Here is a 14,840-nt window from a genome sequence, read left to right as displayed (position 1 = left end):
TCGTCCGCTCAAGCCAAACGCCCGTTTGGACGCATGCTACCCTCGGGTGACCGCGCCCCAGGACGCGTCCGCGCCATGACTGACCCCCTCAAATCCCGCCGTGAACAGATCCTCGACTCGGCTAGCGTGCTGTTCAGTGAACGCGGCTACCACGCCACGTCCATGCGGGACCTGGCGGGCGAACTGGGCATGCAAGGCGGCAGTCTGTACGCGCACATCAGCGGCAAGGAGGAACTGCTGGTCGAGATCGTGAACCGCGCCTCCCGCCAGTTCGACGAGGCCCTGTTCCCGCTGCGTGACGTGACCCTGCCGCCCGAGGAGAAACTGCGCGAGGCCATGCGCCGGCACGTGCAGGTCGTGGCCGACAACATGGAGAGCGCCACGGTGTTCTTCCACGAGTGGAAACACCTGTCACCCGCCGCGTACGGCCGCGTGACCGGCTGGCGCGATTCCATCGACGCCTTCTACCGTGAACTGATCGCGCAGGGCGTGCAGGCCGGGGCGTTCCGCCCGGATCTCGACCCGAAGATGACCGCCTACCTGGTGCTGTCGGCCGTGAACTGGGCGTACACGTGGTACCGGCCGGATGGCCGCATGAGCCCGCGTGAGGTGGCCGACACCTTCGCTGACATGCTGCTGCGCGGCCTGAGGACGAACGCATGAGGAAAGCGGTATGAGCCACCCCACCGTCACCGTGAAGATCCGCGAGGCGCTGACCTACGCGCAGGGCCGCGCCGCGACACTGGGACGCACACAGCAGCTGGAGATCGGCACCGACCTGTTCATCCGGATTGCACCGGGGGGACGGCGTTTCCTGCTATTCAGCCTGGACGGCGAACCCGAGCGCAGCGCCGCTGAGGCTATTGCTGCCGCGCTGGGCCTGAAGCGCCCCGAGTACGGCTGGCACCAGGGCGAGACGCTGCGCTCCCTGACCGTGATCGAGGAGGGTGCGCAGATCGTGGCGGAGACGCCCGGCCCGGCCGACCGAGAGGACTGAGGGCACAATGACGAGGCGGCCCCCTAAGGGCCGCCTCGGTCGGTTCAGGGATTACGCCTGCGGATTGGTGCCCTCAAACGCCGCCTTGAACTTCTGAAGATCCTCGGCGATCTGCTGGCTGGGTTCCTCACCGAACAGCTTGGCCACCGCCGCACCGAGCGGGCCGGCGGGCGGCCGGTACGACAGCGCCACGTGCACGCGGGTGTGTCCGCCCGGGAGTTCTTCGAACTGCACGCTGCCTGCGTTGTCCACTGTGGCGCCGGGCAGGGAATGCCAGCCGATGCGCTGGCCGGGCTTGTCGTTCACGATCTCCGCTTCCCATTCCACATGCGTGCCGAGCGGCGCCTTGGCGACCCAGCGGCTGCGCTTGGGATCGAGTTCCGTGACGCTTTCCAGGTGGCTCATGATGCGCGGCAGGTTCTCCAGCTTGCGCCAGTAATCATAGACCTGCTGCGGGCTGCGCTCGATGACGACGCTGTGCTCCACGAAGATCGGCTTGGACGCTGTGGCGCTGCCACCCAGGCCGGCGGCGGCCATCACTGGGTCATTGCCGGTCGCGGCGCGGTAGGCGAGGTACCCGCCCACGGCCGCGAGGCCCAGGCCCAGGACACCGCGTTTGCGCAGGCCCATCAGGACGAGGGCGCCGCCGGCGGCTCCCGTCATCATGCGTGTCTGATCCATTCCTGTCTGGTTGTTGGTCATGTCATTCCTCCGTGAGTGGCAGTGTAGGCGCGCTCATCATGGGTGAGGTGAAGTCTTACCCAACCGGACTTAAACGCGTGCCAGGGGCCAGCCGCGCACGGTTCACGGCCGGGCTCAGTCGTCTTTGTCGTCTGGCGCGTGCTGTTCGTGAACCTCGCGCGTGGCGGCCTGATCGGCGCCGGTCAGCGGGCCACCATGCGTGTTCGGGTCGAGGTTGGTGTTCGCGCCGTGTGTGGCCGTGGCGCTCCCGGTGTGGGTGTCCATGGTCTCGGGGGTACTGACGGTACCCGGCTTGCCTTCTCCCATAGGGGCTTCCTCCTGTGCCCGTCCGCCGCGCTGGACGGGCTGCCCTGCAGCTCAATGCTGATCCCATGCTTGCGTCTGGGCGGGTGAACCGGATGTGCCCCGCCTTGCGCCAGGGTTGAGGCAGGTTCCGTCACGTCCCGCCACGGTGCTCTAGGCTGGCAAGGTGAGTTCGTCGTCCTCCGTTACTGCTGCCGCCGCCGGACGGCTCGATCCGCTGTCACTCGCGGCGATCCTCGTGACCATCGCATTCTGGGCCTCCGCCTTCGCGGGCATCCGCGCGGGCCTGGCGGCCTTCACGCCGGGTCACCTGACGCTGTACCGCTTCCTGGTGGCCGCCGTGGCACTGACGATCTACGCGCTGGTGGCGCGTATTCCGCTGCCGCCCTTCGCCCTGGCCTGGCGGATCGCGCTGCTGAGTTTTTCCGGCATCACGTTGTACCACGTCTGCCTGAATTACGGCGAAATCAGCGTCCCGGCGGGCACCGCCAGCCTGATCATCGCGGCCGGGCCGGTCATCACGGCGCTGCTGGCCACCCGCTTCGCGGGCGAACGCCTAAACACCCTGGGCTGGCTGGGCACGCTGGTCAGCCTGGGCGGCGTGACGCTGATCGTGGTCGGCAGCGGCCAGGGCCTGAGTTTCACGCGTGGAGCGCTGCTGATCCTGGCGGCAGCCCTGTTCACGTCGCTGTACTTCGTGTTCCAGAAACCCATCCTGAAGCAGATGAACCCGCTGCACTTCACGGTGTGGTCCCTGATCCTGGGCACCGTGCCTATGCTGGTGTTCCTGCCCGGATTCGCCGGGCAACTGCGGGCCGCGCCTCTGGGCGCGCACCTCGCCGTGATCTACATCGGGCTGTTCCCCGCGGCGCTCGCCTACCTCACGTGGACCTTCGCGCTGTCGCGCGTGGGGCCGAGCACGACCACGTCGTTCCTGTACATCTCGCCGGTCTTCGCCATCCTGATCGCGTGGCTGTGGCTGGGCGAGGTGCCCCACGTGGCCGCCCTGATCGGCGGTGCCATCGCCATCGTGGGCGTGATCGTGGTGAACACGGTGGGCCGCCCCCGCCCGGCGGTGAGCGCATGACCGTCGCGCCGCTCACGACTGTGGACTCGCCCATCGAACTGCGGGACGTGACGCTGCAGCTGGGCGGCGAGACGATCCTCGACGGCGTGACCCTGGACGTCCGGCGTGGCGAGTTCCTGGCGCTGATCGGCCCGTCCGGCGGAGGCAAGAGCACCGTGCTGCGCGTCATCGCCGGGCTGCTGAGACCCGTGTCCGGCACCGTGCGGGTGGAGTCCACGCCCGCGCTGGTCTTCCAGGATTACCGGCTGCTGCCCTGGCGCACCGCCCTGCGCAATGTGCAGCTCCCGGCCGTGCTCGGCGCCGGCGGCGGCCTGGAAGCGCGCGAGGCACTGCATCTGGTCGGCATGGACGCCTACGCCGACTACTATCCGGCGCAGCTCTCCGGCGGCATGCGCGCCCGGATCGCCCTGGCCCGCGCCCTGGCGCAGAGCGGCGACGTACTGCTGCTCGACGAGCCCTTCGCGGCCCTGGACGCCCTGGTGCGCGAACGCTTCAACGCCGAGTTGCGCCACCTGCACGAAAAGACCGGGCGCACCACGGTGCTCGTCACGCACTCCATCCGCGAGGCCGTGTGGCTGGCCGACCGCGTGGCGGTACTGAGGAACGGGAAGATCGTGGAAATCCTCGACACGCGCGGCGAGGGCCGCGTGAGCGCCTACACCGACGGCCTGGAACGGCACCTGCGCGAGGTGCTCGGCGCGGGCGACTCCACCCGGATTCGCACGGACGCGCGCGATCCGTTCAGCTGGTCGCGTCTGCTGCCCCTGCTGGCCATCGCGCTGGGCCTGGTCGGCTGGACGGTGGCGGCCACGCTGCTGAACCAGCCGTTCCTGCTGCCCACGGCCGGCGCCGTGTGGGGAAAACTGGTCGGCACTCCGGCCCTGTTCGCCTCTTCGTTCTGGGTAACAGTGAGCACGGCCCTGGCGGGCACGCTGCTGGGCGGTGTGCTGGGCCTCGTGATCGGGTATCCCCTGGCGAAGGTCCGGCCGCTGGAGCGGTTCCTGAGTCCTTACCTCGTGGCGTCGCAGAGCACACCCATCGTGGTGCTGGCCCCGCTGCTGGTCTCGTGGCTGGGGTTCGGGTTCCTGCCTGCGGTGCTGGTGTCGGCCCTGAGTGCCCTGTACCCGATCATCGTCTCCACGCTGGTGGGGGTAAGGGAGGTGGATCGCGCGTATCACGAGGTCTTCAGCTCCCTGCGGGCCACCTTCTGGCAACGCCTGACCCATCTGGAACTGCCCGGAGCACTGCCGGTTCTGCTGGGCGGCCTGCGGTTGGCGGCCAGCCTCGCGCTCATCGGCGCGGTCGTGTGGGAGTTCGTCGATCCGAACCAGAAGGGCCTGGGCTTCCGCGTGCAGGCGGCCGGCGCGTACTACGACAAGGCCACGCAGTTCGCCGCCATCGCCCTGCTGATCCTGTTCGGCGTGCTGGTGTATTGGCTGATCACCACCCTCGAACGCCGCGTGATGCGTAGGCGTGGACGCTGACCTCCGCTGACCGGGCACGCTAGGCTGCCGGGCATGCAGAGGCCGACGGTGTGCGTGGGGGCGCTGGTATGGGGCACGGATGGCCGGGTGCTGCTCGTCCGGACGACCAAGTGGCGGGGCCGGTGGGGCGTGCCCGGCGGCAAGGTCGAATGGGGCGAGACCCTGCTGGACGCCGTGGTGCGCGAGTTTCAGGAGGAGGTCGGGCTTGAACTACACGACGTGCTGTACGCGCAGACGCAGGAGGCCGTGCTCTCGCCCGAGTTCCATACGGAGGCGCACCTGCTGCTCGTGGATTTCTTCGCGTCCACGTCGGGCCACGACATCGTGCCCAATGAGGAGATCGAGGAGTGGGCGTGGGTGCACCTGCACGGCGCCCTGGACTACCCGCTGAACACCTTCACGCGGACGCTGGTGGAACTCGCCCTCCAGCGCGAGAACCTGTGAGCGGCGCGGCGCGGCGTACGGCGCTGGTGACGGGCGCGGCACGCGGGATCGGGCGGGCGCTGGCCGTGGCCCTGGCCCGCGAGGGGTTCCACGTGGCCGTGCACTACCGGAACAGCGAGCAGGATGCGGGGGAAACGGCGCGACTGTGCCGTGAGACGGGCGTGCAGGCCGTGACCCTGCGGGCGGACGTGACCGATCCGGTCCAGGCGCGACAGCTCGTGAGCAGCGCGCACGCGGCCTTTCCAGAGTCGCCGCTGGGTGTGCTGGTGAACAACGTGGGCAATTACGTGCACCGGCCGCTGCTGGAGACCACGGATGCCGAGTGGGCCGACATGCTGGGCAGCAACCTCACCTCGACGTTCGCCACCTGCCAGGAAGCGGCGGGCCTGATGCAGGCGGCTGGGTATGGACGGATCGTGAACCTGGGGTACGCGGGGGCGCGGAATATCCTGGCGCGACCGGGCATCGTGCCGTATGTGGTGGCCAAGGCGGGCGTGCTGCACCTGAGCCGCGCGCTGGCCGTGGTGTTGGCCGGGAGCGGCGTCAGCGTGAATGTCGTGTCGCCCGGCGTGATCGAGACCAGCGTCAGCCAGCCGCTGCGCGACATTCCCGCCGGGCGGCTGGGCACCGTGCAGGAACTCGTGGACGCCGCACTTGGCTTCGTGCGGGCCAGCGATTACTTGACCGGACAGGAGCTGGAGGTCGCGGGCGGCTGGAACCTGTAGCTGGCGTCAGGGCCCTGGGTAAGAGGCGGTAAGGGCCAGGCACCGCGCGGGGCAGGTGCGGCAGGGGGACGTCCACACTGCGATACAGCACGCGGCCCGACGGCGCGGTGACGACGCAGCGCACGACATAGGGGTGACCAGAAAGCAGGCGCGTTCGACCGTAGAACAGCTGATATAACGTGGGCAGGCGCGTCGTGCTGAAGACCGCACTGGACACACCCCGTACGGGAAGGACGCCGGTATCGATGACCGACACGCGGATCAAGCTGCCTGTCGGCAGGCTCTGGCGACCGGCCGGGGATGAAATCCGCCCGCGCAGTTCATTCATGCCGCTGGGCACCGGCTGAAAAGCGTAGTCGGACGCGCTCCCCGCCGAGGCCGGTGGAACGGCAGTCGACTTGACCGGGGTCAGGGTCACCTGACCGATCCGCACCTGCGCGGCGGCTGGCGACACGATCAGGGCACTGAGGAACACCACGGACGCGATACGCGTGAGGGCGTTCACGCTTTCATCTTAAGTGGTTCTGGCTGCCAGGGGCTGTGGAATGCATCCACGCCCGTAGCGGCCGGGCAGCCGGAGGAGTTGAATGGGCATCCATGACCCGCCCCACCGCGCCCCTGGAACACCATGCCGACGCCACCGTGCACCTGTCCCGCGACCCGGTCATGCGGGACGTGATCGCGCGCGTGGGCGACCTGAGTGTCCTGGCTCCCACCCCCGATCCCTTCGGCACCCTGATCCGCTCCGTGACCGGACAGCAACTGAGCGTGAAGGCCGCCGCCAGCATCTATGCCCGCCTGCTCGACACGCTGGGCACCATCGACGAATTCACGCTGCAACGTGCGCCCGGTGAGACTCTGCGCGGCGTGGGCCTGTCGTGGGCGAAGGTGCACACCGTGCAGGCCATCGCGGCGGCCCGGCAGTCCGGCGCGGTGGATTTCGACCATCTGGCCCGCCTGGACGACGAGGCGGTGATCGCGGCGCTGGTGCCCCTGCCCGGCATCGGCCGCTGGACCGTGGAGATGTTCCTGATGTTTGCCCTGGCCCGACCGGACGTGTTCAGCATGGGCGATCTGGCGCTGAGGCAGGGCCTGGCCCGGCTGCACCCGAACGCCCAGCATTTCGAGGTGCTGACGCTGTGGAGTCCGTACCGGACACTCGCGGCCCGGTACCTGTGGGCCGACAATGCGCTGGCGAAAGCGGGGGGCGCGCCCGTCTAATCCTGTGCCGACCGGGCCTGCTCCTGGGCGGCCCGCCACTGCTCGTAACTCACGCGGTCGATGGTGAAGGCGTCGCGCGTGGTGGCGTAGCCACCCCGCCCACCCATCCGGCCGATTAGGTCCAGGGACGCCGTGTCGAGATACTGCTTCCCGGCATCCAGCACGGCCTCCGTGCGGATGGTCACGCCCAGCACCTCGCCCAGGAGGATGCGCGTGCGGCCGATCACGATGGTCTGAACCTCGCGGCATTCCAGCGCGGCTGGACTGAGCGCCACGCGCGGCGTCGAGACCCGCACGCCCGCCTCCAGCGCAATGCCCAGCACCCCAGGTTCACCCAGGTGCGCAGGGAAATCGGTGGCGGTGGCGTTCATGGCGTCGGCCAGCTCTCGGCTGACCAGGTTCACGGTGAAGTCCGCGCCGGGCGGGATATTGCGCGCCGTGTCCTTCGGCCTTCCCTCGGCGTGATCGCCAGGCGCGAAGGCCACGATGGGCGGATCGGATCCCATGACGTTGAAAAACGAGAACGGCGCGAGGTTCACGTGCCCCGCCGAGTCCAGCGTGCTCACCCAGGCGATCGGCCGGGGCACCACGATCCCGGTCACCAGCTTGTACCGCGCTCCCTGGGGCAACGTGGTCAGGTCGAAGTGCGTGAAGGCGGGCTCGGTGGTCATGTCTCAGCGTATCGCCGCGCCCGGAACGATGTGCTGTTCCTGGCGGCCATTGTGTGCACGTCCCGGCCTCTGGGCAAGGGGGCAGGTAGCATGCGGGATGTGAGTCCAGCTACTCCGTCGTACCGCGAGGCGTACGCCACCCTGTCCCGGATCGCCACGGAACTGGAGAGCGGCGAGGCCGACCTGGATCGCGTGCTGCCACTGCTGGAGGAAGCCCGCGTGGCCTACGCCGCGTGCCGCGAGCGCCTGGAGGCCGTCCGTACCGTGCTGGCTGGCGACTGGGCCGACGGCGACGATCCCGACACCGAGGATGAAGAGGACGAGGACGACGGGTAGCGCCTAGCGCGACAGCCCGGCCAGCGCGTCCGAGACGGCCTGCGACCCCTGCACGACCTCGAAGGTCTGCCCGACCGTGGCCGGATCGTCCAGGCAGGCGAGCACCACGGCGGCCACGTCATCCCTGGAGATGGAGCCGCGGTCGACAGTCGCGGCGGCACGCACCAGGCCGGTGCCCGGCTCGTCGTTCAGTCCGGCCGGACGCACGACCGTCCAGTCGAGGGCACTGCCCTGCACGTGTGCGTCGGACTGCGCCTTGACCCTCAGCACGGCGCTCAGGAAGGGCGGCATCTGCTCGGACCGGTCCACGCCCATGGAACTCACGACCACCAGACGGCGCGGCCCATGCGAAAGCAGGGTGTCGACCACGCGGATCAGGGCGTCACCGTCGATACCCTGGAAGTTCCCGCTGGCTCCTGCCCCGGCCGCCCACACGACCGCGTCTGCACCCTCCAGCACCGCCTGCCACTCGCCCGTCAGGTCGCCCTTGACCGGCTGCGCTCCGTGCAACGAGACCATGTCCTCCTGCTCGGGCGTGCGCACCAGGGCCCGCACCGTGTGCCCAGCCTGCACCGCCTGCGCCACGATCCGCCGTCCCGCGCCGCCTGCCGCCCCGATCACGCTGATGTTCATGCCCCGAGGCTACGCGCCTGGGCAGATCAGACCGTGCCCTGGCTTGCGTTGGGCGTATCCTGCCGGGTATGAGTGACGCCCGGCGTCCCGATCCCTCCCAGGCCCCGCCGGCCCCGACCGACACCGCCCGGCCGGCCGACCCTGGCGCCGCGCCCGTGGTCGACCCACGCATGTACCGCTTCGTGCTGGCCGTGACCTACCTGCCAGTGCTGCTGCGCGGCATGAAGCTCGACGTCCAGGGCCAGGAGCACGTGCCTCCCCCCGGAACGCCGCTGGTCATTGCCGCCAATCACGTCTCGGGCCTCGACCCCTTCCTGGTGGCGCGGGCGCTGCCGGCCGGCCGGTACCTGCAGTTCATGGCGAAAAAAGAACTGTTCCTGCCCTTGATCGGCTGGATCATCCGCACCGGCGGCAGCTTCCCGGTGGACCGTGGTGGGAACGACGTGGGCGCCATCCGCACCGCCGTGCGCGTGCTCCAGGAGAACGGCACGGTCGGCATTTTCCCCGAGGGCACGCGCGGCGGCCAGGAACTCCACGGCGGCGTGGCCCTGATCGCCGCGAAGGGCCGCGCGCCCATCCTGCCCGCCGGGATCAGCAAACAGGGCAAACGCTGGGTGGTGCGGTTTGGCCCCCCCATCTCACCCAAAGGTGGCATCAAGGCCGTGACCGCCGAACTCGGCACGGAACTCGCACGGTTGTCGCAGGCGGAGTGAACAGCAGGGTTCAGTCTGGCGGAGGGATTGCCCAAAGCAGCGAGGTGGCGAAGGTCACCGTCAAGGCCTGACCTGAGCCGACCGCGTCGCAGTCGAAGGACGTTCGTTCACCACGCAATTCCACAACACCATCGACTTCCCAGCGCCGTTGATCATCTCGCTCGACGTACCGGCTCATTCCGAGACTGTTCAGATCGACCCGAAGCGTCACGTCCTGGGGATGCTGCAAACGCAGCTCAGCCTGACAGGCGAGCAGCACCGGGCGGAACAGGTCGCGTTGCACCGCCACAGGGTTGACCATAGCCCTCCACCCCGAGGAGGCCGCCGTGCCCACGACGATCAGGAACACCGGGGCAGCCGGGATGAGCCAGAACGGTCTCGCACGCACTTCGGATGACCTCCGCGCCGTCAGCATACGCCCCAGTTATTGGCCCCGACCTCATCCGTGAGGCTATAGTGGCCCCGACGCCTGCGGGGGAAGCCCGGTGACGGCCACAACAGGTTCAATCCTGCGGCCCATTCCGGCACTGTCGCGCAACGGTAATCCAGGCTCTGGAAAGTCCGAACACCCTCAGCGTCCACACGATCTGCCCTGCGCGGCGTGTGTGGCTTGACCTCTCGCGGAAGGAGGGAACGCCCGGCATTCCTTGACCGGCGCGCACCACTTCCGCCCCCCAGGCGTCCTGGCGGGGCGGCTTTCTTTGCGAAGGGAAGGAGACCGTATGAAGATCCTGACCCTGACGACCATCCTCAGCGTGACGCTGGCCGGTACCGCCGCCGCAACCGCCTACCCCCTGACCCTGACGGACGACCTGGCCCGCAAGGTGACCGTGAAGGCCGAGCCGATGCGGATCGTCTCGATGGTGCCCAGCACCAGTGAGACGGTGTGTGCGCTGGGCCTGTGCGACCGCCTGGTGGGCGTGGATCAGTACAGCGACTACCCGGCGCAGCTTGCCAAGGTGACGAAGGTGGGCGACCTGTACACGCCGAATATCGAGGCGATTGTCGCGGCGAGACCCGATCTGGTGCTGGTCAGCAAGTACAGCAAGCTGGATGGGCCGCTCACGCAGGCGGGCATCACGGTGGTCGCCGTGAATCCCGAAACGTACGACGAGGTGTTCAGCAAGATCCTGATCCTCGGCAAGGTGGTGAACCGTGAGGTGGCCGCGAAGGCGCTGGTGACGACCATGGCGCGCGACATCGCGAAGACCGAGGTGCTGACCCGCGCGGCGCCCACCAAGCCCACCGCGTACTTCGAGATCGACCCCACGCCGTACTCGATCGGGCCGAAGTCGTTCATGGGCGTGCTGCTCACCAAGGCCGGTGCTCAGAACATCATCCCTGAGAGCATGGGGGACTTCCCGAAGGTCGATCCGGAATTCATCGTGAAGGCGAACCCACAGCTCATGCTCGGCCTGGACGCGAAGACGGCCGCCGCCCGCCCCGGCTGGGCGACTCTGAACGCCGTGAAATCCGGACGGGTGATCGCGCTGCCGGCCGACCTGAGTAGCAACCTGTCGCGCCCCGGCCCCCGGCTCCCGGCGGCGCTGCGGGCCCTGGCGAAGCTGATCCACCCGGAACTGTTCCGGTAAGGGCCGGTGGCCATGAGCACGCCCTCCCCGGCCCGCCCGGCGCGCCCCGCCCGGCGCTGGGCAGGCCGGGTGCCGCGGGCCCTGGGACTGGCCCTGTTGGTGGCCGTGGCCGTCGTGCTGGGCACCGGGCTGGGCCGGGTGACGGTGCCGCCGGGCGACGTGCTGGGCGCCCTGTGGCGCGGCGTGACCGGGCACGAGCTGGTTGGCAGTGATGTGATCGTGTGGCAGATCCGGTTGCCGCGCGTGGTGATGGGCCTGCTGGTCGGCGCGGCCCTCTCCATGAGTGGCGGGGCGTTCCAGGGTGTGTTCCGCAATCCGCTGGCCGATCCGTACCTGCTGGGAGTGGCGAGCGGCTCGGCGCTGGGTGCGACCGTGGCGGTCGTGCTGAACTGGCCGCGCGCCGTGATTCCCGTGGCCGCGCTGGTCTGTGCGCTGGGCGCGGTGGCCCTGACGCTGGTGCTGGCCCGCGAGGGCCGCCGCTTTCCGCCCACGCGCCTGATCCTCTCGGGGGTGGTGATTGGGAGCGTATTGAGCGCCCTGAGCACGGCGCTGATCCTGCGCGGACAGGACCGGGCCCGGCTGGTGCTGTCGTACACGCTGGGCGACCTGGGCTTCAGCGGCTGGCACGACGTGGCGACCGTGCTGCCCTACGTGGCGGTGGGCGGCGGCCTGCTGCTGCTGCTGTCGCGCGCGCTGGACACGCTGCAACTGGGCGACCTGACTGCCCGCTCGCTGGGCGTGCCCGTGGAACGGCTGCGGCTGCTGGTCGTCGTGAGCGCGAGTGTCGCCACGGCGGGCGCGGTCGCGTACGTGGGCATCATCGGCTTCGTGGGCCTGATCGTGCCGCACATCGCGCGACTGGCCTTCGGGGCCGGGCACCGCACGCTGCTGCTCACGTCCGCGGTGCTGGGCGGCGCGGGTCTAGTACTGGCCGACCTGCTCGCCCGAACCACGGTGCTGTCGCAGGTGGGCATCGTGACCACGCTGCTGGGAGGGCCGTTCTTCCTGTGGCTGCTGCGGAGCCAACGTGACTGAGACCGGCACGGGCACCCTGGTGGCCAGCGGTCTGCATGTGCGTGCGGGCGATCACCCGGCCGTGCGGGACGTCAGCGTGACCTTCCACGCGGGGCAGTTCACGGCCATCATCGGCCCGAACGGCGCGGGCAAGAGCACCCTGCTGCGCGCCCTGCTGGGCCTGGCCCCCGCCGAGGCGGGCACCGTGTGCCTTGACGGGACTCTGCTGGCGGCCCTGGGCCGCGCGGCCCGTTCCCGCCAGCTCGCCTTCCTGGCCCAGAGCGAGGAGCTGCCGGGCCGCACCACCGTGCGGGACGTGGTCGCCCTGGGACGCGGCACCGGGTCTTGGCGCTGGGGGCTGATTCCCACCCGCCCCTGGACGCAGGCCGACGAGGACGCCGTGGACACCGCCCTGGCACGCACGGACACCACGCAGTTCGAGGAGCGGCGCGTGGATGAACTCTCCGGCGGAGAACGCCAGCGGGTCGCGCTGGCCCGCGCGCTGGTGGCCGGGCCGCGCTTCCTGCTGCTCGACGAACCGACCAACCACCTCGATCTCGCTTACGCGCTGGAGGTGGTGCGGCACCTGCGCTGCGAGGTCGCCGGGGGCCTGGGCGTCGTGGCGGTGCTGCATGACCTGAACCTCGCCGCCCGCGCCGACCGGATCGTGCTGCTACATCAGGGCCGGGTGCTGGCCGCCGGCACCCCGGATGAGGTTCTGACACCCCTGCACCTGCACACCGCGTATGGGGTGCGCGCAAGAGTGGTGCGTGACGCAGACCGACTGCTCGTCATCCCCGAGGATTGACCGGTGCCGCCCCAGTACTTCAAGACCTCCGGCCACCTGCTGGTATGCACCGGCCCGAACTGTCAGGCGCGCGGTTCCAGTTTGCTGTACAAGGCGCTGTGGAACCACCTCGACCGGCAGTCCCTGGCGTACTACAAGCGGGGCGGCAGCCTGCGCCTGACCGAGAGCGGCTGCCTGGGCTCGTGCAGCTATGGCCCCAGCCTGTGCGTGTACCGGCAGACGGATTCCGGCCTGGAGGAGGCGTGGTACGCCGCCGTGGACGTTCCCCTGGCCGCAAGGATCGCCCAGGCCGTCCACGAAAGAAATGAGTTGCCCGCGGAACACCAGTACGGGCCGACCTAGCCGAAAAGTCAGGGGGCCGGAGGACACGGTGCCTCCGGCTCCAGGCCACTCCGGATCAGCCCCGCACGACTTCCAGGATCTTGTCGCCGTACTTCCGCAGCCGCTCCGGCCCCATGCCCTTCACGGCCTTCAGGTCGGCCTCGGTGTAGGGCACGCGGCGGGCGATCTCGGCCAGGGTGGCGTTGCTGGCGATGATGAAGCGGCTGATGTCCTGCCGTTTGGCCTCGGCGTTGCGCCACTCGCGCAATCTGGCGTACACGGCGGCCTGCTCGTCGCTGAGGTCGGCCGCCGGATCGTCCTTGCCGTCCGTCACCGCCGGGACCGGCAGATCCGGGGCGATCAGGGGCGCGGCGTCCACGGAGGGCTCAGGCTGGAACCGCTCACGCGGCGCCCGATCCCGGCCAGGTCGATCCCGGCGTCCCTGGGGCCGCGCGTCGGCTTCGCGGGGTTCGGGGCTCGCCTGGGGCGTGTCGGGTTCATCGGCAGCGGCCATGTGATCGGGCTGGTGCAGCACGTCCGGAAGCTCGTCGCCGAGATTCGGGGCGTCCGGGCCGGAGCTGACCGGGATGGGCAGTTTGACCTGCGCGTGCGCGATGTCGCTGTACACGATTTCCGGTTCCCAGCTCTCCTCCGCAGGGGCGGGGGGCGGGGTCGCCTGCACGGCCTCGTGGGTGGTGTCGGGCGCGTCGAAGGTGAAGCGTTCGGGCACGTCCGGCGTGGAGGGCCGGGCGCTGTCGGGGCGGTTCCCGAAGTCCCGGCGGTCACGTCCACCCCGGTCGCGGTCGCGGCCCCGGCCATCGCGGCGGAAGTCGTCGCGGCGGCCCTCGTCCCGGCGGGGTTCCTCGCGCCGGGGTTCCGCCGGACGGGCGACCGGCGGCTCCTCGGACGGACGCGCGGTCACGGGCGGCCCGTCGTCCTGTCGGAGCAGCGCCAGGGTCGTGTCGACTTCCTCCAGACCGGGGCACAGCAGCACGCCGCCCGGCACGCTGCGGGCGCTGGCGACCACGCCACCCAGCGGGGCGTCCGAGTCGGGCGCGGCGTCCGGGGCGAGCAGCAGCGCGGTCGGGCCGGCGACCTGCGCCGCGCCGCCGAGGCGATCGGCGAGCTGCGCAACCGTGCGGGCGGCGCGGGCCAGCCGCAGGGGCAGGGTGGCCACGTCGCGTAGCGCGAGGCCCACCAGCAGGTCGCTCGGGGCGGGCGCGGCGGCGTCCGGAGCGCGGCCCGAGCCGAACACGGCGCTCAGGGGGGCGTCGCCGTGGCCCGTCACGCTGACCGAATCGCGGTACACGACGAGCGCCGCGCCCTGGGCCAGCCACCCGCCGCCGGGCGCCAGGGTGCCATCCACGATGACGTCCACACCAGCCCGCCGGGCACGGTCCAGGTCGGCCGCCGTGGGCTCCAGCAGCCAGACGGCGCGCGCGCCGCGCCACTCGCCATCCGCATTCGCGGCGGCCAGACCGGCGGCGGCCAGCGCGTCCCGGTTCACACGAAGGCGGGCGTCCACCCGCAGGGTGCCGTGGCCCAGCATCGCGGCCAGTTGCTGGGCCAGGGCCGGTTCGTCGCGCAGCAGGAGGCCCCAGGTGGCGCCTTCCAGATCGGCCAGGGCGCCGGCCAGCCGGGCCTGTGGGTCGCCGCGCTGGGCATGGAGCCGCACGAGGCGGGCGTCGGGGCGCAGGGGTCGGGAAGCGGAGGTCATGAAACCATTGTGACGCACGGCCATGTGGCCCGCGCGTGACGGTGCCGGACGCCGCGCCCTGTACGCTGGACG

Annotated in this window: 19 protein-coding genes; 13 read left to right on the top strand and 6 right to left on the bottom strand. The window is 70.2% G+C overall.

All coding sequences use genetic code 11. The features are described 5' to 3' along the window. Positions 1 to 75 precede the first annotated feature (75 nt). Both E7T09_RS00360 and E7T09_RS00355 read left to right on the top strand, forming a co-directional pair. On the top strand, positions 76 to 663 hold the full coding sequence (locus E7T09_RS00360; RefSeq protein WP_136387175.1) for a TetR/AcrR family transcriptional regulator: 588 nt from the start codon (positions 76 to 78) through the stop codon (positions 661 to 663). Positions 664 to 673: 10 nt separating this feature from the next. Beyond that, entirely contained in the window at positions 674 to 997 is a 324-nt protein-coding gene (locus E7T09_RS00355; protein WP_136387174.1) for a hypothetical protein, read from the top strand. 51 nt (positions 998 to 1,048) lie between these two features. Here E7T09_RS00355 and E7T09_RS00350 read toward each other — a convergent pair whose 3' ends face one another. Then, positions 1,049 to 1,699, bottom strand: a complete 651-nt coding sequence (locus E7T09_RS00350; RefSeq protein ID WP_136387173.1) for an SRPBCC family protein — start codon at positions 1,697 to 1,699, stop codon at positions 1,049 to 1,051. A gap of 114 nt (positions 1,700 to 1,813) precedes the next feature. Beyond that, a complete protein-coding gene (locus E7T09_RS00345) occupies positions 1,814 to 2,005 on the bottom strand; it encodes a hypothetical protein (protein WP_136387172.1) in 192 nt (63 codons plus the stop codon). Positions 2,006 to 2,168: 163 nt separating this feature from the next. On the opposite strand from E7T09_RS00345, the gene E7T09_RS00340 reads away from it, so the two are divergent. The 5 genes from E7T09_RS00340 to E7T09_RS00320 all read left to right on the top strand — a co-directional run bounded on the left by E7T09_RS00340 (position 2,169) and on the right by E7T09_RS00320 (position 6,963). After that, complete coding sequence (locus tag E7T09_RS00340; RefSeq protein WP_136387171.1) at positions 2,169 to 3,089, top strand: DMT family transporter; 921 nt, start codon at positions 2,169 to 2,171, stop codon at positions 3,087 to 3,089. Further along, positions 3,086 to 4,573: an ABC transporter permease subunit gene (locus E7T09_RS00335; RefSeq protein WP_136387170.1), complete on the top strand. Its 1,488-nt coding sequence runs from the start codon at positions 3,086 to 3,088 to the stop codon at positions 4,571 to 4,573. The genes E7T09_RS00340 and E7T09_RS00335 overlap by 4 nt, the downstream gene beginning before the upstream one ends. 33 nt (positions 4,574 to 4,606) lie before the next feature. Beyond that, entirely contained in the window at positions 4,607 to 5,017 is a 411-nt protein-coding gene (locus E7T09_RS00330; protein ID WP_136387169.1) for an NUDIX domain-containing protein, read from the top strand. Continuing rightward, entirely contained in the window at positions 5,014 to 5,742 is a 729-nt protein-coding gene (gene tmpR, locus E7T09_RS00325) for a bifunctional dihydropteridine reductase/dihydrofolate reductase TmpR (RefSeq protein WP_240741540.1), read from the top strand. The genes E7T09_RS00330 and tmpR overlap by 4 nt, the downstream gene beginning before the upstream one ends. A gap of 597 nt (positions 5,743 to 6,339) precedes the next feature. Further along, positions 6,340 to 6,963, top strand: coding sequence for a DNA-3-methyladenine glycosylase (locus E7T09_RS00320; RefSeq protein ID WP_136387168.1), 624 nt, complete (start codon positions 6,340 to 6,342; stop codon positions 6,961 to 6,963). Here the strand turns inward: E7T09_RS00320 and E7T09_RS00315 are convergent. Beyond that, positions 6,960 to 7,634, bottom strand: a complete 675-nt coding sequence (locus tag E7T09_RS00315; protein WP_136387167.1) for a flavin reductase family protein — start codon at positions 7,632 to 7,634, stop codon at positions 6,960 to 6,962. The genes E7T09_RS00320 and E7T09_RS00315 overlap by 4 nt on opposite strands. A 90-nt stretch (positions 7,635 to 7,724) precedes the next feature. Between E7T09_RS00315 and xseB the strand changes: the two genes are divergently transcribed. Beyond that, a complete protein-coding gene (gene xseB / locus E7T09_RS00310) occupies positions 7,725 to 7,970 on the top strand; it encodes an exodeoxyribonuclease VII small subunit (RefSeq protein WP_136387166.1) in 246 nt (81 codons plus the stop codon). A 3-nt stretch (positions 7,971 to 7,973) separates the two neighbouring features. Here the strand turns inward: xseB and E7T09_RS00305 are convergent, their stop codons facing one another. Continuing rightward, positions 7,974 to 8,603, bottom strand: a complete 630-nt coding sequence (locus E7T09_RS00305; protein ID WP_136387165.1) for an NAD(P)-dependent oxidoreductase — start codon at positions 8,601 to 8,603, stop codon at positions 7,974 to 7,976. Between the two features lie 68 nt (positions 8,604 to 8,671). Here E7T09_RS00305 and E7T09_RS00300 point away from each other — a divergent pair, with 68 nt between their 5' ends. Beyond that, a complete protein-coding gene (locus E7T09_RS00300; protein ID WP_136387164.1) occupies positions 8,672 to 9,316 on the top strand; it encodes a lysophospholipid acyltransferase family protein in 645 nt (214 codons plus the stop codon). A 10-nt stretch (positions 9,317 to 9,326) separates the two neighbouring features. On the opposite strand, the gene E7T09_RS00295 is transcribed toward E7T09_RS00300, so the two are convergent. Next, positions 9,327 to 9,617 (bottom strand): hypothetical protein, encoded by a 291-nt coding sequence (locus E7T09_RS00295; protein ID WP_136387163.1) that lies wholly within the window; start codon positions 9,615 to 9,617, stop codon positions 9,327 to 9,329. Positions 9,618 to 10,038: 421 nt separating this feature from the next. On the opposite strand from E7T09_RS00295, the gene E7T09_RS00290 reads away from it, so the two are divergent. The 4 genes from E7T09_RS00290 to E7T09_RS00275 are packed head-to-tail and all read left to right on the top strand — an operon-like array spanning position 10,039 to position 13,072. Beyond that, the gene (locus E7T09_RS00290; RefSeq protein WP_136387162.1) at positions 10,039 to 10,908 is read left to right on the top strand and encodes an ABC transporter substrate-binding protein; all 870 of its coding nucleotides are present in this window, start codon (positions 10,039 to 10,041) and stop codon (positions 10,906 to 10,908) included. A gap of 12 nt (positions 10,909 to 10,920) precedes the next feature. After that, positions 10,921 to 11,943: an iron ABC transporter permease gene (locus E7T09_RS00285; RefSeq protein ID WP_136387161.1), complete on the top strand. Its 1,023-nt coding sequence runs from the start codon at positions 10,921 to 10,923 to the stop codon at positions 11,941 to 11,943. After that, the gene (locus E7T09_RS00280; protein ID WP_240741539.1) at positions 11,936 to 12,730 is read left to right on the top strand and encodes an ABC transporter ATP-binding protein; all 795 of its coding nucleotides are present in this window, start codon (positions 11,936 to 11,938) and stop codon (positions 12,728 to 12,730) included. Before E7T09_RS00285 ends, E7T09_RS00280 begins: the two co-directional genes overlap by 8 nt. Before the next feature lie 3 nt (positions 12,731 to 12,733). Further along, a complete protein-coding gene (locus tag E7T09_RS00275) occupies positions 12,734 to 13,072 on the top strand; it encodes a ferredoxin (protein ID WP_136387160.1) in 339 nt (112 codons plus the stop codon). Between the two features lie 55 nt (positions 13,073 to 13,127). On the opposite strand, the gene E7T09_RS00270 is transcribed toward E7T09_RS00275, so the two are convergent. Beyond that, on the bottom strand, positions 13,128 to 14,768 hold the full coding sequence (locus tag E7T09_RS00270) for an HRDC domain-containing protein (protein ID WP_136387159.1): 1,641 nt from the start codon (positions 14,766 to 14,768) through the stop codon (positions 13,128 to 13,130). Positions 14,769 to 14,840: the final 72 nt, after the last annotated feature.

The organism is Deinococcus sp. KSM4-11 (assembly GCF_004801415.1).
Lineage (GTDB): Bacteria > Deinococcota > Deinococci > Deinococcales > Deinococcaceae > Deinococcus.
The sequence above is the reverse complement of the archived record's forward strand: the minus strand, read 5'-3'. Positions and strand labels throughout refer to the sequence as shown.

Coding starts and splice junctions, on each gene's coding strand:
- E7T09_RS00300 (WP_136387164.1), top strand. CDS start 8,672: ATGAGTGACGCCCGGCGTCCCGATCCCTCCCAGGCCCCGCCGGCCCCG.
- E7T09_RS00290 (WP_136387162.1), top strand. CDS start 10,039: ATGAAGATCCTGACCCTGACGACCATCCTCAGCGTGACGCTGGCCGGT.
- E7T09_RS00360 (WP_136387175.1), top strand. CDS start 76: ATGACTGACCCCCTCAAATCCCGCCGTGAACAGATCCTCGACTCGGCT.
- E7T09_RS00270 (WP_136387159.1), bottom strand. CDS start 14,768: ATGACCTCCGCTTCCCGACCCCTGCGCCCCGACGCCCGCCTCGTGCGG.
- E7T09_RS00350 (WP_136387173.1), bottom strand. CDS start 1,699: ATGACCAACAACCAGACAGGAATGGATCAGACACGCATGATGACGGGA.
- E7T09_RS00320 (WP_136387168.1), top strand. CDS start 6,340: ATGACCCGCCCCACCGCGCCCCTGGAACACCATGCCGACGCCACCGTG.
- E7T09_RS00355 (WP_136387174.1), top strand. CDS start 674: ATGAGCCACCCCACCGTCACCGTGAAGATCCGCGAGGCGCTGACCTAC.
- E7T09_RS00295 (WP_136387163.1), bottom strand. CDS start 9,617: ATGGTCAACCCTGTGGCGGTGCAACGCGACCTGTTCCGCCCGGTGCTG.
- E7T09_RS00305 (WP_136387165.1), bottom strand. CDS start 8,603: ATGAACATCAGCGTGATCGGGGCGGCAGGCGGCGCGGGACGGCGGATC.
- E7T09_RS00315 (WP_136387167.1), bottom strand. CDS start 7,634: ATGACCACCGAGCCCGCCTTCACGCACTTCGACCTGACCACGTTGCCC.
- E7T09_RS00330 (WP_136387169.1), top strand. CDS start 4,607: ATGCAGAGGCCGACGGTGTGCGTGGGGGCGCTGGTATGGGGCACGGAT.
- xseB (WP_136387166.1), top strand. CDS start 7,725: ATGCGGGATGTGAGTCCAGCTACTCCGTCGTACCGCGAGGCGTACGCC.
- E7T09_RS00335 (WP_136387170.1), top strand. CDS start 3,086: ATGACCGTCGCGCCGCTCACGACTGTGGACTCGCCCATCGAACTGCGG.
- E7T09_RS00285 (WP_136387161.1), top strand. CDS start 10,921: ATGAGCACGCCCTCCCCGGCCCGCCCGGCGCGCCCCGCCCGGCGCTGG.
- E7T09_RS00345 (WP_136387172.1), bottom strand. CDS start 2,005: ATGGGAGAAGGCAAGCCGGGTACCGTCAGTACCCCCGAGACCATGGAC.